Origin of the sequence: Phaeacidiphilus oryzae TH49, from assembly GCF_000744815.1 — a bacterium.
GTDB classification, from domain to species: Bacteria; Actinomycetota; Actinomycetes; order Streptomycetales; family Streptomycetaceae; genus Phaeacidiphilus; species Phaeacidiphilus oryzae.
Genome location: NZ_JQMQ01000005.1, coordinates 2,654,401 through 2,675,690, shown reverse-complemented (window position 1 = coordinate 2,675,690; position 21,290 = coordinate 2,654,401). Strand labels below are relative to the sequence as shown.

General features: G+C 73.1%; 17 protein-coding genes. 8 read left to right on the top strand and 9 right to left on the bottom strand.

What is annotated here, in order from left to right; genetic code table 11:
* Positions 1–86 precede the first annotated feature (86 nt).
* From BS73_RS15695 to BS73_RS15680, 3 genes are all read right to left on the bottom strand, one after another.
* Positions 87–1,127, bottom strand: coding sequence for a HAMP domain-containing sensor histidine kinase (locus BS73_RS15695; RefSeq protein WP_084704093.1), 1,041 nt, complete (start codon positions 1,125–1,127; stop codon positions 87–89).
* Between the two features lie 771 nt (positions 1,128–1,898).
* On the bottom strand, positions 1,899–2,621 hold the full coding sequence (locus tag BS73_RS15685) for a response regulator transcription factor (RefSeq protein WP_037572946.1): 723 nt from the start codon (positions 2,619–2,621) through the stop codon (positions 1,899–1,901).
* Positions 2,622–2,837: 216 nt separating this feature from the next.
* Positions 2,838–3,638, bottom strand: a complete 801-nt coding sequence (locus BS73_RS15680; RefSeq protein WP_051939974.1) for a spermidine synthase family protein — start codon at positions 3,636–3,638, stop codon at positions 2,838–2,840.
* A gap of 223 nt (positions 3,639–3,861) precedes the next feature.
* Between BS73_RS15680 and BS73_RS15675 the strand changes: the two genes are divergently transcribed.
* Together BS73_RS15675 and lon are read left to right on the top strand one after the other, a co-directional pair.
* On the top strand, positions 3,862–4,563 hold the full coding sequence (locus BS73_RS15675) for a rhomboid-like protein (RefSeq protein WP_051939973.1): 702 nt from the start codon (positions 3,862–3,864) through the stop codon (positions 4,561–4,563).
* A gap of 54 nt (positions 4,564–4,617) precedes the next feature.
* Complete coding sequence (lon, locus tag BS73_RS15670) at positions 4,618–7,086, top strand: endopeptidase La (RefSeq protein ID WP_037572944.1); 2,469 nt, start codon at positions 4,618–4,620, stop codon at positions 7,084–7,086.
* Positions 7,087–7,162: 76 nt separating this feature from the next.
* Here lon and BS73_RS15665 read toward each other — a convergent pair whose 3' ends face one another.
* Entirely contained in the window at positions 7,163–8,419 is a 1,257-nt protein-coding gene (locus BS73_RS15665) for a hypothetical protein (RefSeq protein ID WP_235215423.1), read from the bottom strand.
* A gap of 245 nt (positions 8,420–8,664) precedes the next feature.
* On the opposite strand from BS73_RS15665, the gene BS73_RS15660 reads away from it, so the two are divergent.
* On the top strand, positions 8,665–10,074 hold the full coding sequence (locus BS73_RS15660; protein WP_152617619.1) for an FtsW/RodA/SpoVE family cell cycle protein: 1,410 nt from the start codon (positions 8,665–8,667) through the stop codon (positions 10,072–10,074).
* A 31-nt stretch (positions 10,075–10,105) separates the two neighbouring features.
* On the opposite strand, the gene BS73_RS15655 is transcribed toward BS73_RS15660, so the two are convergent.
* The 3 genes from BS73_RS15655 to BS73_RS15645 form a co-directional block, all read right to left on the bottom strand.
* Entirely contained in the window at positions 10,106–11,320 is a 1,215-nt protein-coding gene (locus BS73_RS15655; RefSeq protein ID WP_407675013.1) for a YncE family protein, read from the bottom strand.
* Positions 11,317–12,111, bottom strand: a complete 795-nt coding sequence (locus BS73_RS15650) for a polysaccharide deacetylase family protein (RefSeq protein ID WP_037572941.1) — start codon at positions 12,109–12,111, stop codon at positions 11,317–11,319. Before BS73_RS15650 ends, BS73_RS15655 begins: the two co-directional genes overlap by 4 nt.
* A gap of 441 nt (positions 12,112–12,552) precedes the next feature.
* Positions 12,553–13,209: a FadR/GntR family transcriptional regulator gene (locus BS73_RS15645; RefSeq protein WP_051941441.1), complete on the bottom strand. Its 657-nt coding sequence runs from the start codon at positions 13,207–13,209 to the stop codon at positions 12,553–12,555.
* 298 nt (positions 13,210–13,507) lie between these two features.
* On the opposite strand from BS73_RS15645, the gene BS73_RS15640 reads away from it, so the two are divergent.
* Genes BS73_RS15640 through BS73_RS15630 form a run of 3 tightly spaced genes read left to right on the top strand, consistent with a single transcriptional unit; the run spans position 13,508 to position 17,182 of the window.
* Positions 13,508–14,605 (top strand): sugar ABC transporter substrate-binding protein, encoded by a 1,098-nt coding sequence (locus BS73_RS15640; RefSeq protein WP_037572938.1) that lies wholly within the window; start codon positions 13,508–13,510, stop codon positions 14,603–14,605.
* 8 nt (positions 14,606–14,613) lie between these two features.
* Entirely contained in the window at positions 14,614–16,146 is a 1,533-nt protein-coding gene (locus BS73_RS15635) for a sugar ABC transporter ATP-binding protein (RefSeq protein WP_037572936.1), read from the top strand.
* Positions 16,139–17,182 (top strand): ABC transporter permease, encoded by a 1,044-nt coding sequence (locus BS73_RS15630; RefSeq protein ID WP_037572933.1) that lies wholly within the window; start codon positions 16,139–16,141, stop codon positions 17,180–17,182. The genes BS73_RS15635 and BS73_RS15630 overlap by 8 nt, the downstream gene beginning before the upstream one ends.
* Before the next feature lie 20 nt (positions 17,183–17,202).
* On the opposite strand, the gene BS73_RS15625 is transcribed toward BS73_RS15630, so the two are convergent.
* Both BS73_RS15625 and BS73_RS15620 read right to left on the bottom strand, forming a co-directional pair.
* On the bottom strand, positions 17,203–18,267 hold the full coding sequence (locus BS73_RS15625; protein ID WP_037572931.1) for a sensor histidine kinase: 1,065 nt from the start codon (positions 18,265–18,267) through the stop codon (positions 17,203–17,205).
* Positions 18,260–18,955 (bottom strand): response regulator transcription factor, encoded by a 696-nt coding sequence (locus tag BS73_RS15620; RefSeq protein WP_037572928.1) that lies wholly within the window; start codon positions 18,953–18,955, stop codon positions 18,260–18,262. The genes BS73_RS15625 and BS73_RS15620 overlap by 8 nt, the downstream gene beginning before the upstream one ends.
* 87 nt (positions 18,956–19,042) lie before the next feature.
* On the opposite strand from BS73_RS15620, the gene BS73_RS15615 reads away from it, so the two are divergent.
* Complete coding sequence (locus BS73_RS15615; protein ID WP_051939971.1) at positions 19,043–20,182, top strand: endonuclease/exonuclease/phosphatase family protein; 1,140 nt, start codon at positions 19,043–19,045, stop codon at positions 20,180–20,182.
* A gap of 82 nt (positions 20,183–20,264) precedes the next feature.
* Positions 20,265–21,209, top strand: coding sequence for a D-alanyl-D-alanine carboxypeptidase family protein (locus BS73_RS15610; protein WP_051939970.1), 945 nt, complete (start codon positions 20,265–20,267; stop codon positions 21,207–21,209).
* Positions 21,210–21,290 lie beyond the last annotated feature (81 nt).

The window sequence follows — 21,290 nt, the reverse complement described above, 5'->3', positions numbered from 1 at the left end:
ACGGGCAATCGGCACGAAATTGCGAGGCGTGGGTCGTAAGCCGATGCGAACTTCGGCCCTCTGGCGCGGTTTGTCGCAATCCTGCGTCAATCCTGTCCAGGCAGGCTACCCGGCAGAGTGACCTGGATCCGGCAACCGACCGGCGACTCCGCGACCCGGATCGTGCCGCCGTGGAGATCCACCGCCCAGCGGGCGATGGCCAGGCCGAGGCCGGTGCCACCGTCGCTGCCGGGGCCGGCCGCGGTGGTCGCGGTGCCGCTGCGGAACCGTTCGAAGACCTTGACCCGGTCCTCCTCGGGGATGCCCGGGCCCTGGTCCAGCACCTCCAGGCGGAGGCTGCCGGGGGCCGAGCCGAGATCCCCGGCCTGGGCGAAGACCGAGACCGTGCCGTTCTCCGGACTGTGCTTGCAGGCGTTGTCCACCAGGTTGGCCACCACCTGGTGGAGCCGCTCCGGGTCGGCGACGGCCGAGAGCCCCGGGGCGACGTGCAGCTCCAGCGTCACGTCGGTACGGCGGCGGCTGGCGCCGGCCGAGGTGGAGCCGTCCACCGTGAGCCCGCGCAGCACGCCCGCCAGGAACGGCTCGACCTCGAACTCCTTGGCGTCCAGCGGCACCACGCCGTTGTCCAGCCGGGAGAGGTCGAGGAGGTGGGCGACCAGCCGGCCGAGCCGGTCGGTCTGCTCCAGCGCGGCCGCCAGGTTCTGCGGCTCCGGGCGGACCACGCCGTCCACCACGTTCTCCAGCACCGCGTGGAGGGCGGCGATGGGGGTCCGCAGTTCGTGGCTGACGTTGGCGATCAGCTCGCGCCGGTGCCGGTCGGCGGCCTCCAGGTCGGCGGCCATCCGGTTGAAGGTGTCGGCGAGCTCGCCGACCTCGTCCCGGGAGGAGGTGCGGACCCGGCGGGTGTAGTCGCCGGAGGCCATCGCGCGGGCGGCGGCGGTCATGTCGCGCAGCGGCGCGGTCATCCCGTGCGCCAGCAGCTGGGTGAGGAGGAGGGAGGCCACCACCGAGAAGACCATGATGATCTGGATCTGGGTGGAGGAGTTCAGGGCGACGACCACCATCAGCGTCGAGATGCAGACGGAGGCGATCACCAGCGCGCCCAGCTTGGCCTTGATCGACCGCATCGGGTCGAGGGGGCGGAGGTCCGCCCAGAGCCGGCCGCCGCCGCGGGCCAGCGCGCGGCCCAGCCGCGGGACGGCCGGTTGCGGCGCTCGGCCGCGACCGCCGCGGCGCTGTGGACGAGGGCCCGGCCGATCCGGCGTCCGCCGTCCCAGGCCCGGCCGACGCGGCGGCCGCCTCGGATGGTCAGGGTGCGGACCGGCGCCGCGATCGGGGCGGGGGCCGGGGCCGGAGCGGAGGCCGGGGCCGGAGCGGAGGCGGCGGCGGGCGCCGCGGTGGTGCCCCGGCCGGGGCCCTTTCCGGCGCCCCGGCGTCCTGGCCCGGCTCGGCGTCCGTCGCCCGCGGGGCGGGGACGGACCCGCCGGCCTCGGGCGGTGTCACGGGTGACCGCAGCGGTCCGCGGACCGCCGCCGTCCCGGCCGTGGTCGGGCCGCCGGCCGCCGGGCCGGGCTTCCCCGGGCGGTCGGGCTCGGGGCCGGAGACCGCCGGGGCGGACAGCGCCGAGGCGGGCGCCGCCGCCGGCTCGCGGGAGGGCTGGCGCGGGATCGCCGGGAGGTCGTCTTCCGACCGCCCCGGGAGGGGGTTCGCATTCATGGTGGGGAGTGCCCCGTCGGAGGTGAGGGGCTCGCGGCGCGGGGCTGCGGGCGCCGGCGCGAGGGGCGTGGGCGCCGGCGCATCGCGGCGGGGGAAGGGGTCGCTGGTGCTCTGCTGCTGCCGAGTCAGGTGGTCCTGAGACGTCATCGCCCCTCCCGTCCGCTTGCTTCCGCTCTACCGGTTCACGGGGTCGGCGCCTCAAGGGCGTAGCCGACACCGTGGACGGTGCGGATCCAGCTCGCGCCGATCTTCCGCCGCAGCGCCTTCACATGCGAGTCCACAGTGCGGGTTCCGGACGCGTCGGTCCAGTCCCACACCTCGGCGAGGAGCTGCTCGCGGGTGAGCACCGCGCGCGGCTGCTGGGCCAGGCAGGCCAGCAGGTCGAACTCGGTGGGGGTGAGGTGGACGTCGTTGCCGGAGACCCGGACCCGGCGCTGGACGTGGTCGATCTCCAGGTCGCCGAGGCGCAGCGTGCCGCCCACCGGCGTACGCGCGGCCAGCTGGGCCCGCTCGACGCGGCGGAGCAGGACGTTGACCCGGGCCGCCAGCTCACGCATGGAGAACGGCTTGGTCATGTAGTCGTCGGCGCCGACGCCCAGCCCGACCAGCATGTCGGTCTCGTCGTCCCGGGCCGTCAGCATCAGCACCGGAACCGGGCGCTGGGCCTGGATCCGGCGGCAGACCTCGAGGCCGTCGAAGCCGGGCAGCATCACGTCCAGGACGACGAGGTCGGGTTGCCAGGTCTGGAAGCAGTCGACCGCGGTCGGACCGTCGTGTGAGACGGCGACCCGGAAGCCCTCGGCGCCCAGTCGGGCGGCGATGGACTCGGCTATGGTCGGCTCGTCCTCCACGACCAGGACTCGACGCTGCGAGCCGAGCCCGCTCACTTCCTGCGCCTGTTGCATATCTGTCACGGTCACGCCACCGCCCCCAGGGCTTCGATCCGCGACCGGCTCGGCTCGCCGATCGGGATCGGATTGTCGCTGTTTGAACTGCTCTTGGATGAGTGCTGACTGCTGCGTTGTCGGAATACAGCTGTGCCCGGGTCTTCCTCCCGGCGCCGCTTCACGGGCCTCCCGCGGTGCGGAGCGGGCGGCACGGGCCGAAACCTTACCGGTCGTTCATGACGTTTGTGACGCCAGGTACACGACATCGGGCGTTCCTCTCACCACGGGGACATCGAGGCGACGCACTGTGATGAAACGGGCACGCAACCGTGCCTCGAACCCGGGCGAGTCGGACGCCGACCATACGGCCAGAACCGCTCCCGGGGCCATGGTGCGCTCCAGCAACGCGAGTCCTTCCTCACCATAGAGGCCGAGGTTGCCGTCTGTGACCGTCCAGTCGGGACCGTTGTCGATGTCCAGGGCGAGCGCCTCGTAACGCTCCTCCGTGGTGCGGAGGTGATCCAGCAGGTCGGCATGGGCGATCCCTACCCGGGTATCGGCGAGTGCAAGACCGGAGATTCGGGAGAACGGCGCATACGGGGCGCGGTCGGCCGCCCGGTGCCAGTCGATCACCGCCTTCTCGCGCTCCACCACGGTGATCCGCGACCACCGCTCGTCGGCCGCCGCCTCGGCGAGGGAGAAGCCGACGCCGAGCCCGCCGATCAGCAGCCGCGGGCCGCCGGCGGCGGGCCCGGCCTCGGGCCCGGCCTCGGCCTCGGGCCCGGCCTCGGCCTCGGGCCCGGAGCAGTCGGCGTGCTCGCCGAGGGCGTCGGCCGCGGCGCGGACCAGCAGGCGTTCGGAGCGGCCGTCCGAGGTGTCCATCAGGAAGCAGCCGTTGGCGATGATCTGCAGCAGCCCGTCCTGGCGCCGCAGCACCACCTCGCCGTACGGGCCCTCCCTGCGGTCCAGGATCTCGGGGGCCCCCGGTTCGGCCGGTGGCTGCTGACGGGGCGTCGTCTCTTGCGGGAACGGCATCGGGTCGCTCGGGCTCCTTCCACTCCTCGTCACCTGCCGGTGGCCACCCGCCGTGGGGAGGTTCTCTCCGGATTCCCACCTGCGAGACCCCGGCGCGTGGTGGTGACGACCGGCCTGTGCTGGTACATCCTGGTCGTCTTCGCGGCGGCGGGTCCAGTGGCCGCCCGCGGCGGGGCGGGCGGCGGGGCGGCGGCGGACCAGAGGGGAGAGACGGAGCGGGGCGATGGGACTCGGGGTGTCGGAGACGGAACGGCGGGGCCGGTGGCGCGGGCTGCCGGGCGCCCTGCCCGGGCCGCTCACCGCCCCCTTCACCTACTGCTACCTGGCGGTTCTGCTGGCCGGCTCGCTCTACCAGGTCTTCGGCCCGCCGGAGCGGGTGCACGCGATGCTCTCCGACTCCAGCTCGGACGCCGCCAACCTGCTCCAGCGGCCCGAGGTCGCGCTGGCCGCCAGCGCGCTGTGGACGGCCGAGCCGGCCGCGGTATGGCCGGCGTACCTGCTGGTGTTCCTGCTGACGGTGGCTCAGTTGGAGCGCCGGCTCGGCTGGCTGCGCACCCTCGCGGTGTTCGCGGCCGGACATGTGGTGGCCACCCTGGCCACCGAGGTGCCGATAGCCCTGGCGGTGGCCACCGGCGGGCTGGCGCCGGGGGCGCTGCACCGGATCGACCTCGGGGTCAGCTACGGGGTGCTGGCCTGCCTCGGGGCGCTGGCCGCGCTGGTGCCGCTGCGCAGGCAGGGCCGGATGGTCGGGGTCGGGATCGCCGCGGTGGTGGCGGCCTCGCTCTTCGGGCACTCCTCGGTGGCCGCGATCGGCCATCCGCTGGCCTACCTGGTCGGGGTGCTGTTCTGGCCGACGGTGCGGCGCTGGGCGGTGCGGCGGCAGGTGGCGATCGCTCAGAGCGAACAAATGCCCAGGAACAAGTGAGGGTGGGTTCTTCTTTAGTCAGGGTGACTCAACTTCCCTTACTGAGGAGAGATCATGGCTTCGGCTTCCACCGCACTCACCCTGCCCGTTCTCCCGCTCGACGGCGAGGCCGTCCTGCCGGGCATGGTGGTGCCGCTGGAGCTCTCGGATCCGGAGGTCCGGGCGGCCGTCGAGGCCGCTCAGGCCGCGGCGCGGAGTTCCGGCCCGGGGCATCCGGGACGGGCACCGGGGATCAGTTCGCCGAGTTCCAGCCGCAGGGGGCGGGTGCTGCTCGTCCCCCGCACCGACGGCGAGTACGGGCCGATCGGCACCCTCGCCCTGATCGACCAGGTCGGCCGGCTGGCCGGCGGGGAGAGCGCCGCCCTGGTGCGCGGCGTCCGCCGGCTGCGGATCGGCGCCGGGACCACCGGGCCCGGTGCCGCCCTCTGGGTCGAGGCGACGACCGTGGACGAGCCCGTCCCCGAGCCGCTGCCGGGCGCGGTCGCCGAGCTCGTCCGCGAATACAAGGCGCTGACCGAGACCTGGCTGCAGAAGCGCGGGGCCTGGCAGGTCGTCGACCGGGTCGAGCAGATGAACGACCCCGGCGAGCTCGCCGACAACCTCGGCTACGCGCCCTTCCTCGGCGGCGAGGAGAAGGTCGAGCTGCTGGGCCTGACCGACCCGGTGGCGCGGCTGAGGCGCGCCCTGGAGCTGCTGCGCGAGCACCTGGCCGAGGAGGACGTGGCGGAGAGCATCCGCAAGGACGTCCAGGAGGGCATGGACAGGCAGCAGCGCGAGTTCCTGCTGCGGCGCCAGCTGGACGCCGTGAAGAAGGAGCTCTCCGAGCTCAACGGCGACGGTGAGGGCGGCAGCGAGGAGGAGGACTACCGGGCCCGGGTCGAGGCCGCCGACCTCCCCGAGAAGGTGCGGGAGGCCGCGCTCAAGGAGGTCGACAAGCTGGAGCGGTCCAGCGACGCCTCGCCGGAGGGCTCCTGGATCCGCACCTGGCTGGACACCGTCCTGGAGCTGCCGTGGAATGAGCGGACCGAGGACGCGTACGACATCGCGGGCGCGCGGGCCGTGCTGGACGCGGACCACGCGGGGCTGAGCGACGTCAAGGAGCGGATCGTCGAGTACCTGGCGGTGCGGAAGCGCCGGCAGGACAAGGGGCTCGGGCTGGTCGGCGGTCGGCGCGGAGGCGCCGTGCTCGCTCTGGTCGGGCCGCCCGGAGTCGGCAAGACCTCGCTCGGCGAGTCGGTGGCGCGGGCCATGGGGCGGAAGTTCGTCCGGGTCGCGCTCGGCGGCGTGCGCGATGAGGCGGAGATCCGCGGGCATCGGCGCACCTACGTGGGCGCGCTGCCGGGGCGGATCGTGCGGGCGATCAAGGAGGCCGGGTCGATGAACCCGGTGGTGCTCCTCGACGAGATCGACAAGGTGGGCTCCGACTACCGGGGCGACCCCGCGGCGGCCCTGCTTGAGGTGCTGGACCCGGCGCAGAACCACACCTTCCGGGACCACTACCTGGAGGTCGAACTCGACCTGAGCGACGTGGTCTTCCTGACCACCGCCAACGTGCTGGAGGCCATCCCGGAGGCGCTGCTCGACCGGATGGAGCTGGTGCGGCTGGACGGGTACACCGAGGACGAGAAGGTCGTCATCGCCCGGGACCACCTGCTGCCGCGCCAGGTCGAGCGGGCGGGGCTCGGCGCCGACGAGGTGTCCGTGGAGGAGGACGCGCTCAGGAAGCTGGCCGGGGAGTACACCCGGGAGGCCGGGGTGCGGAACCTGGAGCGGGCCGTGGCGCGGATCCTGCGGAAGGTCGCCGCGGAGAGCGAACTGGGGACGGGCGAGCTGCCGCGCGTCGTCGGGGCGGACGACCTGCGCGGGCTGATCGGCCGGCCGCGGTTCACGCCGGAGGCGGCGCAGGAGCCGGGCGAGCGGCGGACCGGGGTGCCGGGGGTCGCGACCGGACTGGCCGTGACCGGGGCCGGCGGCGACGTGCTGTACATCGAGGCGTCGCTGGCCGACTCGGAGACCGGGGCCACCGGGCTGCAGCTGACCGGGCAGCTGGGCGACGTGATGAAGGAGTCCGCGCAGATCGCGCTCTCCTACCTGCGGTCGCGGGGAGCGGAGCTGGAGCTGCCGGTGACCTCGCTGCGGGAGCGCGGGATCCATCTCCACGTGCCGGCCGGCGCCGTGCCGAAGGACGGGCCGAGCGCCGGTGTGACGATGACCACCGCGCTGGCCTCGCTGCTCAGCGGGCGGCGGGTGCGGGCCGATGTGGCGATGACCGGTGAGGTCTCGCTGACCGGCCGGGTGCTGCCGATCGGCGGCGTCAAGCAGAAGCTGCTGGCGGCGGACCGGGCGGGGATCAGCACCGTGCTGATCCCGGCGCGGAACGAGGCGGATCTGGACGACGTGCCGGCCGAGGTGCTGGAGCGGCTGACCGTCCATGCGGTCTCCGATGTGCGGCAGGTGCTGGAGCTGGCGCTGGAGCCGGCGGGGGCGTCGTCCTCGGCGGCGGCCGAGCGGGTGGCCGCGTAGGCGCGGAGCGCTGGGGCGGGCGGGTTGGGGTTCTCCCCGCCCGCCCGCCCCTTTTCTGCGTCCCGGCCCTGCTCGGCTACCAGGGGTGGGGCGGGGGCGCGGTCGCCGGGTGCGGGGCGGTGGTGGGCTGGGCGCGCAGTTCCCCGCGCCCCTGACCGGCGCCCTCGGCGCCGCGTTCGGCGCGTGGGCCTGTGCCTTCCGCGCTGCGGCCCGGTTTGGGGCGTCGGGTCAGGAGGACGGCCAGGGTCGAGAGGGTGGCGAAGGCCAGCCGGATCAGGCCCTGGACGGGGGAGTGGGGGAGGGCCAGCGAGGTCCCGTACAGGATGAGGAGGGCCACCCAGCTGTACCAGGGGACCAGGCGGCGCTGGCCGATCGCATCCCAGAGGAGGGTGCCGAGGAGCACCGAGGCGCTGTAGTAGGTGTAGACGCTGGGGTCGAGGGCGATCCGGGCGTTCGCGGAGACCAGGACCACCGCCGGCCAGTGGCCGCGGCGGACCGCCAGCGCGCCCAGCAGGAAGCCCAGCAGGACCTGGGCCGGGCGGTCCCAGGACGGCGTGCCGGGGTCGTGGACGCCGAGCCAGCGGAGCGAGGACGCCGGCTGGTTGGGGATCGCGTACCTCGCCGCCGCGAAGGAGTGGATGTCGCCGAGGTAGAACGGCAGCCAGGCGGCGCCGATCAGAGTCACCGTCAGCACCGCGCTGCGCAGCCGCTGTTCCCGGGGGAGGGCGAGGAGGAGGGCCAGGAAGGGCAGCGCCCAGGGCTTGGAGTCGACCGCCAGCGCGAGGAAGACGGCGGTGCCGGCCGCGTGGCCGGAGACCAGGCGGCGCACCGCGAGGGTGGTGAAGAAGAGCGCCAGGACGTCGTCGAGGTGGGCGAAGCGGACCGACACCTCGACCCACATCGGGACGAAGGCCGCTCCCGCGATCAGGATCCGCTGCTGGAGGCGGTGGTGGTTGGTGCCGGTGCCGCGGTAGTAGTGGGCCGCGGTGCGGCCGACCACGATCAGCATGGCCAGGCCGAGGCCGGACATCACCGCCTCGGCGAGGGTCTCGCCGAGGCCCGGGCGGAACGGGGAGAAGATTCCGGCTGCGAGAAAACTCACGGGGCCGATCTGCAACTCCGGGTGGTTCGCGTACAGCGCCAGTCCGCCGCCAGGCGCGCCGAAGAGCAGTTGCTGACCGGACCTGAGGTAGTGCCAGGAGACGCCGCCGTGGCGCTCGGCTATCGCGAACCACACCGCCGCCCAGACCGAGAGGAGGGCGATGTGGCGGCGTATCGGGCTGCCGGCGAGCCGTCCGGTGGCTCGGGGGTCGGCGGGATTCGTATGCCTCACGCTCCGCTCTGCGCAGGGGAGTCGGGACGGTTGGGACGGGCGGTGACGGTGGGGGGCGTGCGGATGACGGGTGGACGCCCAGTGGACGGTATCGCGAACGTATCGAGCCGAGGGCGGGCGGCATCGTAGGGGCGGCTGGTAAGAAGGCGGTGGGGGTAGGTTGGTCGGCGGCCTGCCGGAAGCTGCAAGAATGCGGGGTCCGACCGGCCGACAGGGCGGACCGAGCGATCGAGGTGGAGAGAGCGTTGGAGGACGCCACGCGCCGCAGGAACACGGAGCTGGTGCTGGTCGTCGTGGCCGTGCTGGCCTCGCTGTTCGCGGAGGCCGACGCGGAGTTGGCGCTGAACGGCTCGCTGGGGGGCGGGTTCGCGACGACCGGTCTCGGCCTGGGCGCTCTGGCGCTGCTGATGCACCTCGCGGTGCGGAAGTGGGCCAAGTACGCGGATCCCCTGATCCTGCCGATCGCGGTGCTGCTGAGCGGGCTCGGGCTGATGATGATCCATCGCCTGGACAGCTCGTACGCGAAGTTCTGGGCCGGGACGCAGGAGGCGCCGCCCGAGGCGGGCAGCCAGATGCAGTGGACGGTCATCGCGGCGGTGCTCTTCGTCGGCGTGATCGTCTTCCTCAAGCACCACCGCTCGCTGCAGCGCTACACCTACGTCACGATGGCGGTCTCGCTGGTGCTGCAGATGGCCCCGGCGTTCTTCCCGGGGATCTACGGCGCCAAGCGGTGGATCATGATCGGCCCGCTGAGCTTCGAACCCGACGAGTTCACCAAGATCGGCATCATCGTCTTCTTCGCCAGCTATCTGATGGCCAACCGGGACGCCCTGGCGCTGGTCGGCAAGAAGGTCTGGGGCATCAGCTTCCCGCGGATGCGCGACCTCGGCCCGCTGCTGGTGATCTGGGCGATCTCGCTGCTGATCCTGATCTTCGAGGTCGACCTCGGTACCTCGCTGATCATCTTCGGCATCTTCATCGTGATGCTGTACGTGGCCACCGAACGCACCGGATGGGTGCTCATCGGCCTGGTGCTGGCGGTCGTCGGCGGAGGCGCGGTCGGTGCCACCTCCTCGCACGTGGGCCAGCGCGTCACGGCCTGGCTGCATCCGATGGACGTGTTCCGGCACGGCTCCAACGTGACCTCGGACCAGGCCGCGCAGGCGCTCTTCGCCCTCGGCCACGGCGGATTCCTCGGCACCGGGCTCGGCAAGGGCCAACCCTGGCTGATCGGCTTCGCCGGACGCAGCGACTGGATCCTCGGCGCCTTCGGCGAGGAGCTCGGCACCTGCGGGCTGATGGCCATGCTGCTGCTGTACTTCCTGCTGGCGCAGCGGAGCTGGAAGTCCGCGATCACCCTCAACGACCCGTTCGGGAAGCTGCTCGGCACCGGCCTCGCGGTGGTGCTGGTGCTGCAGGTGTTCGTGGTGGCCGGCGGCGTCATCGGGCTGATCCCGGAGACCGGGAAGGCGCTGCCGTTCCTCGCCTACGGTGGATCGGCGACGGTGGCCAACTGGCTGGTGGTGGCCTTGATGATCAAGGTCAGCGACGCCGCAGGGAAGATCGAGCTGGAGCCGGCCCCGGACCCGGCGGAGACGATGACCGTCTCCACCGCGGAGATCCGGGCCCATATGGCGGAGAACCAGGGCTCCTAGCGGCCGGCCCCGGGGGCGGGGCCGGCCGGGGTCAGCGGAAGACGCCGGTGTGGCCCAGGGAGTACCGGCCCGGCTGGGGATAGACGCAGAGGCCGTGCGGGCCGGCGCCGACCGGGATCTTCTTGATCAGCTTTCCGTTCGTGGTGTCGATCGCGTACACCACCGAGTTGTAGCGGCCGGAGAGCCAGAGGACCTTGCCGTCGGTGGAGACGCCGCCCATGTCCGGGCTGCCGCCGCCGGGCAGGTGCCACTTGGCGGTCAGCCTGCCGGTGGCGAAGTCGAGGACCGAGATCGAGCCCTCGCCGCGGTTGGAGATGTAGAGGGACTTGGCGTCCCGGCTGACGTAGAGGCCGTGCGCGCCCTTGCCGGTGTACAGCAGGGTGGGCTTGGCGAAGGTGTCCCCGTTCAGCCGCCAGACGCCGTTGGCGGTCATGTCGGCGATGTAGAAGGTGCGGCCGTCCGGGGAGAGCTTCACGTCCTGCGGCATGGCGTGCGCCTCGGGCAGCTTCTGCTTGCCGACCACCCGCATCCGCTCGGTGTCCACCTTGAGCAGGTCGCCGGAGAACTCGCAGGAGACGATGAAGTAGCGGCCGTTGGGCGAGAAGTCGGCGTGGTTGACCCCGCCGCACTGCGAGGGGACGGCCTTGACCACCCGCATGGTGTGGGCGTCCCGGAAGACGATCTGGCGGTCGTTGGACGCCATGACGATGGCGTACTTGCCGTCCGGGGTGAAGTAGAGGTTGTACGGGTCGTGGACGGAGACCGGCTTGCCGGCCTTGCCGGTGGCCGGGTTGATCGGGGTCAGGCTGTTGCCGAGGTCGTTGTTGACCCACAGGGTCTTGAGGTCCCAGGAGGGGACGACGTGCTGCGGCTCGCGGCCGACCCTGAGGGTGTAGAGGACCTTGTAGGTCGCCGGGTCGATGACGGTGACCGTGTTGGACTCGGTGTTGGGGACGTAGATCCGGTTCGGGAAGCTCCGGACGGTCGGGGAGAGCCGGTCGGCGGCGTCGGCCGCGTAGATGTTGTTCGGGTCCAGGAGAGGCGGCATCCCGGGGAGCGCCGCGTCCGAGCCGCCGGCGGGCGAGGCGGCGGAGGCCGGCGCGGACGGAGGGGCGGCCGTGGCGGAACTGCTCGCGCCGGAGTCGATCGCCTGCTGGTGGCCGGGGCTCGCACTGCACCCGGAGAAGGCCAGGACGCAGGTGGCGGCGGCGGTGGCGGCGAGGACGAGGCGGCGGGCGGGGTTCACTTGAACAGCTCCGTGGTGGTGACGGCGCGGAGTCCGCGCTGATGCAGACCGTCGAGGATTCGGGGGAGTGCGGTGACCGTTCCAGAGTGGCCGAAGTGCATGCTGACGATCGACCCGGGACGGGCCTTCTGGAGGACGGTGCGGACCACGGCGTCCGGGCCGGGGTCCGTGTAGTCCAGTGAGTCGACGTCGTAGCCGAGGCAGTGGCGGTAGCCGACGCGGGCCGCCTGGGCGGCCACCGTGGTGGTGCAGTCCGTCGCCTGGGAGGGGCGGAACCAGCGGCCGATGGAGCCGGTGAGCCGGTGGAGGCGGGAGGCGCAGTCGGCGATCTCGGCGTAGGCGCGGGGGGCGGGGAGCGACGAGATGTCGATGTGGTGCTGGGTGTGGTTGCCCAGCTCGTGGCCGCCGGACAGGATGCGGTGGGCCATCTGGGGCTGGGCGTCCAGCCAGCTGCCGACGGCGAGGACGGTGAGACGGGCGCCGGCGCGCTCGGCCTCGGCGAGGAGGGCGGTGGCGACGGCGGGGTCGCCCTGGCCGTGGAAGGTGAGGGCCACGGCGTGGGTGGTGCGGGGGCCGGTGTGGAGGTGGAAGGGGAGGGCGTCCTCCCCGGCGGCCGGGGTGGGGGAGGCAGGGGCGGACGCCGGGGACGCGGAGGCGGTCCGACGTGCCGTCACCGACTCGTGGCTGCTCTGGTCGCTCTGGCCGCCGGAATCGCAGGCGGCGAGGGTGGTGAGGGCGGCGGGGGCGAGGGCGGCTGCGCGGAGGAGGGTGCGGCGGGGGGTCGTCACCATCCGAGCGTAAGGGTGTGCGGGCGGGCGGGCGCGTTTCGCGCGGGGGATCTCGTTCCTCCGGGTGAGAGCGACAGTTGACGATGCGTTGGTGACGTGGATCTTTCGCCGCGGCCCCGATCTTCACCGTTTCCGGGGGGCGGCGGGGCGGCGGGGCGGCGGGCGTTGCCGGGTGGGGCGTCGTAGTGGGCTGGGCGCGCAGTTCCCCGCGCCCCTTTATGGCGCCTGCGGCGCGGGGGCGGCGGCGCGGCGGGGCGGCGGGCGTTGCCGGGTGGAGCGACGTAGTGGGCTGGGCGCGCAGTTCCCCGCGCCCCTTTATGGCGCCTGCGGCGCGGGGGCGGCGGCGGCTCGGCGGGGCGGCGGGCGTTGCCGGGTGGGGCGTCGTAGGGGGCTGGGCGCGCAGTTCCTCGCGCCCCTTTGTGCGCTTGCGGTGCGGGGTGGGGGCTAGGGCGTCGTGTTCACGCGGAGCCAGTTCTCGACCTCGGCCACGTGGACGGCGGCGGCCGCTCTCGCGGCCTCGGGGTCGCGGGCGGCGAGGGCGGCGTGGATGCGGGCGTGCTCGGCCCGGGTGCGGGCGAAGGCGCCCTCCTCCTGGTAGCCGCGCCAGACGCGGGCGCGGAAGGTGCGGTTGGAGAGGCCCTCGATGATCGCCGCGAGGGTCTCGTTGCCGGCCGCGGCGACCACCGAGCGGTGGAAGTCGAGGTCATGGGCGAGGATCGCGTCCGGATCGTCGGTGGCCTCCATCGCGGCCAAGTGGTCGGCCACATCGGACAGTTGGGAGTCGTCGATGCGGGCCGCGGCCATCGCCGTCGCGGCGGACTCGAGGATCCTGCGGACCTCCAGGAGCTCGACCAGGCGCGGCCCGCGCGAGATCTCGGCGACCACGCCGAAGGTCTCCAGCAGGTCGCCGGCCTCCAGACGGGTGACGTAGATCCCCGAGCCGTGCCGCGCCTCCAGGACGCCGAGGGCGGTCAGCGCCCGGATGGCCTCCCGCATCGAGGAACGGGAGAGGCCCAGCTGCGCGGCCAGGTCCCGTTCCGTGGGGAGGCGCTGGCCCGGCTCCAGCTCGCCGGCGGCGATCATCGACTTGATCCGCTCGATGGCCCGCTGGGTGACCGAGGGCCGCGGCCCCGGCGCTGGCGGTGCCGGGGGTGGCGCGGCGGCGCCGGAGGCTGGGGGCGGGGTGGTCGCTGAGGTCTTCGGCTGGTCCACGATCCGGAGGGTAGCGGCAGGGAGGTGGTCGGACCAATACCGCCGCAGCAACGTGCAAATCGCGGGAATTTGCTGTCTCGGGGGTGTTGCGCCGCCGAATAGGTCTGATAAGTAATCAGGCGACGGCCCGTCAGATCAACAGAGCTGAACAGATCAACCACTCACCCCTCGACGAGGAGCGGTCAGCATGGTGCGCAGCACAGTGGGCGGCGGCAGAACCGGACGGGGCAGCGCTCGGGTGACCCTCGGCGCCGTCGCGGCCGCCGCGGCCCTGGCGGTCGCCGGTCTCTCCGGCTGCGGGACGACGAACGCCACGGCGGGCGGTTCCGGCGGCAAGAGCGGCGGCACCGGCAAGGTCGGCGTCGACCTGCCGATGCTGACCTCGCCGTTCTGGGAGGCGTACAACAACTACGTCCCGCAGATGGCGAAGAAGCAGGGCGTCGCCATCCTGCCGACGGTCAACTCCAACAACGACCCGGCGCAGCAGATCACCGACATCAACAACCTGGCCAACCAGAGCGTGAAGGGCCTGGTGGTGGCCCCGATCGACAGCAGCGCGATAGCCGCGGGGCTCGACCAGGCCCAGCGCAAGGGCATCCCGGTGGTGGCCGTGGACGTCGCCCCGGACAAGGGCAAGGTCGCGATGGTGGTCCGGGCCGACAACGTCGCGTACGGCCTCAAGGCCTGCGACTACCTCGGACAGCATGTGAAGTCGGGGAAGGTCGTGCAGATCCAGGGCGACCTGGCCTCGGTGAACGGGCGCGACCGCAGTGAGGCCTTCGACAGCTGCGTCAAGAAGAAGTACCCGGGGCTGAAGGTGCTGGAGGTGCCCGCGGCCTGGCAGTCGGACAAGGCGGCCTCCGGGCTCGCCGCGGTGCTCAACGCCAACCCGGACGTCAAGGGCATCTACATGCAGGCCGGCGGGGTGTACCTGGCGCCGACGCTGGAGACCCTGAAGACCAAGGGCCTGCTGAAGCCGGCCGGGCAGGCCGGGCACATCACGATCATCTCCAACGACGGCATCCCGCAGGAGTTCCAGGCGATCCGGTCCGGCCAGATCGACGCAACCGTCTCGCAGCCGGCCGACCTGTACGCGAAGTGGGCGATGTACTACATCCAGGCCGCGATGCAGGGCAAGACCTTCAAGCCCGGCCCGACCGACCACGGCAGCACCATCGTCAAGCTGCCCAACGGCGACCTGGAGGACCAGCTGCCGGCCCCGCTGGTGACCAAGTCCAACGTCGACGACCCCGCGCTGTGGGGCAACACCCTCAAGTCGCAGTGAGTGCGGCGATGAGCGCGGAGGCACCGCGGGCGGAGGCCCCACTGGTGGAGGCCAGCGGGGTCAGCAAGCGGTACGGGTCGACGCTGGCGCTCGCCGACGCCCGGCTGACCGTGCGGGCCGGCGAGTCGCACGCGCTGGTCGGCCGGAACGGCGCCGGGAAGTCCACCCTGGTGCAGATCCTGACCGGGCTCCAGCCCGCCGACACGGGCGAGCTGCGGTTCTCCGGGGAGCCGGCGCCGGCGCTCTCCGACCGGGACGCCTGGCGGCAGCGGGTGGCCTGCGTCTACCAGCGCTCCACGGTGGTGCCCGAACTCACCGTCGCGGAGAACCTGTTCATCAACCGCCAGCCGGTCAACCGCTGGGGCATGATCAGCTGGCGGAGGCTGCGGGCGGACTCCCGGGAGCTGCTGGAGACCTGGGACGTCCACGTCGATCCCGACGCCAGGACCGGCGACCTCAAGGTCGAGGACCGCCAACTCGTCGAGATCGCAAGGGCGTTGAGCCTGGGCGCGCGGTTCATCGTGCTGGACGAGCCGACCGCCCAGCTGGACAACCGGGAGATCGAGCGGCTCTTCGCCAGGATGCGGACCCTCCAGGACTCCGGGGTGACCTTCCTCTTCATCTCCCACCACCTCCAGGAGGTGTACGAGGTCTGCCAGACCGTCACCGTGCTGCGGGACGCCCGCTGGGTGACCACCGCGCCGGTGGCCGAACTGCCCCGGGCCGCCCTGGTGGAGGCGATGGCCGGGGAGGCCGTCGCCGAGGAGCGGCGGGCGGCCGACGAGGTCGCCGGGCGCGGGGACGCGGCGGCGGAGGCGGAGACCCGCCTTGAACTGTCCGGGTTCTCCGGCGAGGGCTTCGATCCGATCGACCTGACGGTGCACCGGGGCGAGGTCGTCGGCCTCGCCGGAAGCAGCGCCAGCGGGAAGATCGAGCTGGCCGAGTCGCTGGTCGGGCTGCGCCGGCCGACCGCCGGCAGGGCCGTGCTGGACGGCCGGGAGCTGCCGTACGGGGACGTGCGGCGGCATCTGGACGCGGGCGTCGGCTGCGTGCCGCGCGACCGGCACCAGCAGGGGCTGGTCAACGGCCTGTCGATCGGCGACAACGCGACCATGACGGTCACCGAGCGGCTGGGCCGGTACGGGCTGGTGGGGACGGGCGCCAAGCGGGCCTTCGCCGCCGACCTGATCCGGCGGCTCGACATCCGCACCGAGGGGCCGGACCAGCCCGTCTCCGACCTCTCCGGCGGCAACCAGCAGAAGGTGGTGATGGCCAGGGCGCTGGCCTCGGACCCCCGGCTGCTGGTGCTGATCAACCCGACCGCGGGGGTGGACGTCCGCTCCAAGGAGTCGCTCCTCGCGCGGATCGACACCGCGCGGGAGGACGGCACGGCGATCGTCGTGGTCTCCGACGAGCTGGACGACCTGCGGCGGTGCGACCGGGTGCTGGTGCTCTTCCACGGGGAGGTCGTCGCCGAGCATACGGCCGGCTGGAACGACCACGAGCTGATCGCGTCGATCGAAGGAGTGGACCGTGGCTGACACCGCGGCCGATACGGCGACCGCCCAGGCGGGCGCGGAGGAGGCCTCCGGCTCCGTCCCGGGCGGGGCCAGGGGCGTACTGCTGCGCAGGGCACGGGAGTTGGCGCTGGTGCCGGCCCTGGTGGTGCTGGTGGTGCTGGGGGCGGTGCTCAACTCGTCGTTCCTGACCCAGGCCAACATCATCTCGATTCTGGGGTCGTCGGCGGCGCTGGCGATGGTGGTGCTGGCGGAGGCGCTGGTGCTGATCGTGGGGAAGATCGACCTGTCGCTGGAGTCGGTGGTCGGGATCGCGCCGGCGATCGGGGCGCTGCTGGTGCTGCCCGCCTCGGAGGCCGGCTGGGGCACCGGATGGCCGTTCATTCTGGCGCTGCTGGCGATCCTGGTGGTCGGCGGGCTGATCGGGGCGTTCAACGGCGTGCTGGCGGTCCGGCTGCGGCTGAACTCCTTCATCGTCACGCTGGCCATGCTGATCGTGCTGCGCGGGCTGCTGGTCGGCGCGACGAAGGGGAAGACCCTCTTCGGGATGCAGAACGGCTTCTTCGCGCTGGCCACGGACACCTTCCTGACGATCCCGCTGTCGGTGTGGCTGGCCGCGGTCTGCTTCGCGGTGGCGGGGGTCTTCCTCCGTTACCACCGGGTCGGGCGCTCGCTCTACGCCATCGGCGGCAACGCGGAGGCGGCCCGGGCGGCGGGGATCCGGGTGGACCGGATCACCCTGGGCGTGTACGTGGCGGCGGGCGTGCTGGCCGCGGTGGGCGGGCTGATCCAGACCGGGTACGTCGGGGCGATCAACGCCAACCAGGGCCAGAACATGATCTTCACGGTGATGGCGGCCGCGGTGATCGGCGGGATCTCGATGGACGGCGGCAAGGGGACGATGACCGGCGCCGTGACCGGGGTGCTGCTGCTGGGCGTCGTCAACAACATGCTGACGCTGGCCCAGGTGCCGTCGTTCTGGATCCAGGCGATCTACGGCGGGATCATCCTGGGCGCGCTGATGATCGCCCGGGTGACCACCGGCAAGGCGCAGGAGTAGCGGGCCGGGCGGGCGCGCCGTCAGCCGGTGGGGAGCCGCACCGTGACGCGGAGCCCGCCGGCCGGCCCGGGCGCGATCGTGAGCTCCCCGTCGTGCGCCTCGGCGATGCTCTTGACGATGGCCAGACCGAGGCCGACCCCGGCGTGGTCGCCGAGGATGCGGTCGGTGCCGCGGCGGAACGGCTCGGTGAGCGTCGAGACCAGCCGGGGGTCGAGCCGCTCGCCGGTGTTCTCGACGGTGAGGACGGCGCCGCCGGGGCGGACGGCGGTGGCCACCGCCACGGTGCCGCCCTCGGCGAGGTTGTGGACGATCGCGTTGTGGACGAGGTTCGTGGTCAGCTGGAGCAGCAGCGCGGGTGAGCCGAGGGCGGGCGCGAACTCCCCGGAGGTCCGGATCGCGACCCCGTGCTTCTCCGCGAGGGGGAGGAGGGTCTCCGTCGCCTCCTCGGCGAGGAGGGAGAGGTCGACCCGCTCCCGGTCGAAGGTCCGCTGCTCGGCGCGGGTGAGGAGGAGCAGCGCCTCGGTGAGGTCGATCGCCCGGGTGTTCACGGCGTGCAGCCGGTCGATCAACTCGCCTGTGCGGCGCTCCGGATCGGTGCGGGCCAGGTCGAGGATGCTCTTGGAGACTGCCAGCGGGGTGCGGAGTTCGTGCGAGGCGTTGGCCGCGAACCTCCGCTGCTCGGCGACGTGCGCCTGCAGCCGGGCGAGCATGGTGTCGAAGGCGTCGGCCAGCTCGCGGAACTCGTCCCGGCGGCCCGGCAGTTCGATCCGGTGGGCGAGGGAACCGGTCGCCGCCAGCCGGGTGGCCTCGGTGATGCGGTTCAGCGGGGCGAGCATCCGGCCGGCCAGGAACCAGCCGCCGAGGAGGCCGAAGGCCAGCAGAAAGGCCAGCACCAGGACCCCGATCGGGGCGAACTCGCGCAGCACGGCGAGCCGGTAGCTGGGCAGGAAGACCAGCCCGACGTGGCGGGCGCGCTCCAGGAACGCCCACACCACGAGGAGGAGGAACGCGCCGGCCAGCATGACGAATCCGGCGTAGCTGAGGGTGAACTTCAGGCGGACACCCAGGCCCGGGGCTCTATCCACGGTCTCCTCCGGCCTGTCCGGCCCCCGCCTCGGCGTCGATGCGGTAGCCGACGCCCGGAACGGTGGCGATGACCCAGGGCTCGCCGAGTCGCTTCCGCAACGCGGAGACGGTGATCCGGACGGCGTTGGTGAACGGGTCGGCGTTCTCGTCCCAGGCCCGCTCCAGCAGCTCCTCGGCGCTGACCACCCCGCCCTCGGCGGCCACCAGGACCTCGAGCACCGCGAACTGCTTCCTGGTCAGCGCGACGTAGCGGCCGTCCCGGAAGACCTCGCGGCGGAACGGGTCCAGCCGCAGGCCGGCGATCTCGCGCACCGGCGGGCGGCTGTGCGCCCGCCTGCGGTCGAGCGCCCTCAGCCGGAGGACGAGCTCCCGCAGCTCGAAGGGCTTGGTGAGGTAGTCGTCTGCGCCGAGCTCGAAGCCGGACTCCTTGTCGTCCAGCCGGTCGGCGGCGGTGAGCATCAGGATGGGCATGCCGCTGCCGGAGGCGACGATCCGCTCGGCGACCTCGTCGCCGGACGGCCCGGGGATGTCGCGGTCCAGGACGGCGATGTCGTAGGCGTTGACGCCGAGCAGCTCCAGCGCGGTGTCGCCGTCGCCGGCGATGTCCGCCGCGATCGCCTCCAGGCGCAGCCCGTCGCGGACGGCCTCCGCCAGATAGGGCTCGTCCTCGACGATCAGCACACGCATACTCCCGATGCTACGAGTCGGGACATATCGTCCGCGTATCGAGAACCCGATACGCGCCCGCAACAGCGCGCCCCGTCGACTGGCGGCATGAACGACACCCCGCTCACGGAGCGGACGGCGGGTACGCCGCAGGACACGACGACGGCCGGGACGACGAGGGGGAGCACGGCCGCCGGGACCGGCGCCGGCGCCGGCGCCCGCGCGGCGCGGGAGCGCGAGCGCGAGCGGGGGCGGGGGCGCGGGCGCGAAGGCGACGGCGGGCCCTGGCGGCGCGGGCGGGTGCTCACGGCGGGGGCGCTGCTGCTCGCGCTGCTCCTGCTGCTGCACGGCTGGATTCCGAACCGGGGGACCGGGAACCTCGGCAGCCTGGTGGAGACCTTCCTGCCGTGGTTCGGGCTGCTCGTGCCGGTACTGCTGCTCCTCGCGCTGCTGCGGCGCTCCGCCACGGCGGCGGTCGCGCTGGTGGTGCCGGCGGTGGTGTGGCTGAGCCTGTTCGGCGGCGTGCTGGCCGACAAGTCCCACCAGGGCGGGGACTTCACGGTGGCCGAGGAGAACGTGGACGCCGGCAACCCCGACCCGGCCGGCACCGCCCGCGCCCTGGCCGGCTCCGGGGCGGACCTGCTGGCGCTGGTGGAGCTGACCCCGCAGGCCACCGGCGGCTACGAGCGGGCGCTGGCGAAGGCGTACCCGTACCGCGCGGTGGAGGGGACGGTCGGGGTGTGGAGCAAGCGGCCGCTGTCGGGCACCCGGACGATCGACGTCACGGACTACGGGCCGCTGGCGGCCAGGAAGACGGCGGCCGAGAAGCTCCCCTCGAACCGCGCCCTCCGCACGACGGTGACCACCGCCCACGGGCCGCTGACGGTGTACGTGGCGCATCTCGGGTCCGTGCGGGTCAACCCGCTCGCGGGCTTCTCGACGGCCTCGCGGGACATCGGCGTGGAGGCGCTGGACGGTGCCCTGGCCGCCGATCGGAGTGGGCGGACGGTCCTTCTCGGGGACCTCAACGGGACTTTCGGCGATCGCGCGCTGGCCGGTCTCGCCGCGGCGGGGCTGCGCTCGGCGCAGGATACGGCGGGGGACGGCTTCGGTTTCACCTGGCCGGCCAGGTTCCCGGTCGCGCGGATCGATCAGGTGCTGGTGCGGGGGGTGCGGGCGGAGAGCTCGGCGGTGCTGGGGGCGAACGGCAGCGACCATCTGCCGGTGACGGCGCGGCTGGGGTGGTGAGGGCCGGCCGCGGGCGGGCCTATCGCCGGTGTATCGAAAAGCACATACGGGCTGACAACGCCGCGCGGCCTTGACTGACGGCATGGCCATCGATCCTCAGACCTCGTACGGGACGCCGACCCGGTACCGGGCGCGTCGGCGCCATCGCAGGCTGCTCGGGGCGGTTCTGGCGCTGCTCCTCATCGCCGGGGCGCTGGTCGGGGCCGGCCACGTCCTCGGCGGGAAGGGCGGTTCGGCCGCCCCGCTCTCCTCGGACGGCTGGCCCCGGAGCGGGCAGGGGGCGTATGCGATCGACGGGGGGCGGCCGGCGGCGAGCCCGGACCAGCGTCCGGTGCCGATCGCCAGTGTGGCGAAGGTGATGACCGCGTATCTGGTGCTGAAGCACGACCCGCTGGAGGGGACGGAGGACGGGCGGGTGTTCGTCGTCGGCCGGGGCGATGTCGAGGACACCGAGCGGCGGCGGATGGAGGACCAGTCGGTCGTCGCGGTTCTGGCCGGCGAGCGGCTGACCGAGCGGGACGCGCTGATGGCCGTCCTGCTGCCGTCCGCGAACAACATCGCGGCGCTGGTCGCCCGGCAGGTCGCGGGCAGTGAGGCCTCGTTCGTCGCCGAGATGAACGCGACGGCGAAGGCACTGGGAATCTCCCGGACCACCTACACCGACCCGAGCGGGTACGACGCGGGGACGGTGTCGACCGCGCTCGACCAGCTGCGCCTGGCGGAGACGGCGGCCGGCGATCCGACGCTGGCGGCGATGATGGCCACGCGCGACTACGTCCTGCCGGTGGCGGGGTCGGTGCGCAACACCGACACGCTGCTGGGGCGGGACGGCTTCCTCGGGATGAAGACCGGGTCGGATGCGGCGGCCGGGGGGAGCTTCATGTTCCGGGCGCGGTGGCGGGGAGCCGACGGCCGGGAGGTGACGGTCATCGGCGTGGTACTCGGCCAGCAGGGGCCGGACCTGATAGCCGCGGGGCTGTCGGCGGCGGACCAGCTGGTGCGGCGGGTGGCGGGGGGCTCCACGTGAGCGGCGCGGCGGCGGCGCCGGGGTGCGAGGGGGGTGCTCGTTGCCGGGTGCGGGGCTGTGGGTGGCTGGTCGCGCAGTTCC

Coding starts and splice junctions, on each gene's coding strand:
- BS73_RS15615 (WP_051939971.1), top strand. CDS start 19,043: ATGAACGACACCCCGCTCACGGAGCGGACGGCGGGTACGCCGCAGGAC.
- BS73_RS15675 (WP_051939973.1), top strand. CDS start 3,862: ATGGGACTCGGGGTGTCGGAGACGGAACGGCGGGGCCGGTGGCGCGGG.
- BS73_RS15685 (WP_037572946.1), bottom strand. CDS start 2,621: ATGCAACAGGCGCAGGAAGTGAGCGGGCTCGGCTCGCAGCGTCGAGTC.
- BS73_RS15650 (WP_037572941.1), bottom strand. CDS start 12,111: ATGGTGACGACCCCCCGCCGCACCCTCCTCCGCGCAGCCGCCCTCGCC.
- BS73_RS15680 (WP_051939974.1), bottom strand. CDS start 3,638: ATGCCGTTCCCGCAAGAGACGACGCCCCGTCAGCAGCCACCGGCCGAA.
- BS73_RS15695 (WP_084704093.1), bottom strand. CDS start 1,127: ATGCGGTCGATCAAGGCCAAGCTGGGCGCGCTGGTGATCGCCTCCGTC.
- BS73_RS15640 (WP_037572938.1), top strand. CDS start 13,508: ATGGTGCGCAGCACAGTGGGCGGCGGCAGAACCGGACGGGGCAGCGCT.
- BS73_RS15610 (WP_051939970.1), top strand. CDS start 20,265: ATGGCCATCGATCCTCAGACCTCGTACGGGACGCCGACCCGGTACCGG.
- lon (WP_037572944.1), top strand. CDS start 4,618: ATGGCTTCGGCTTCCACCGCACTCACCCTGCCCGTTCTCCCGCTCGAC.
- BS73_RS15635 (WP_037572936.1), top strand. CDS start 14,614: ATGAGCGCGGAGGCACCGCGGGCGGAGGCCCCACTGGTGGAGGCCAGC.
- BS73_RS15620 (WP_037572928.1), bottom strand. CDS start 18,955: ATGCGTGTGCTGATCGTCGAGGACGAGCCCTATCTGGCGGAGGCCGTC.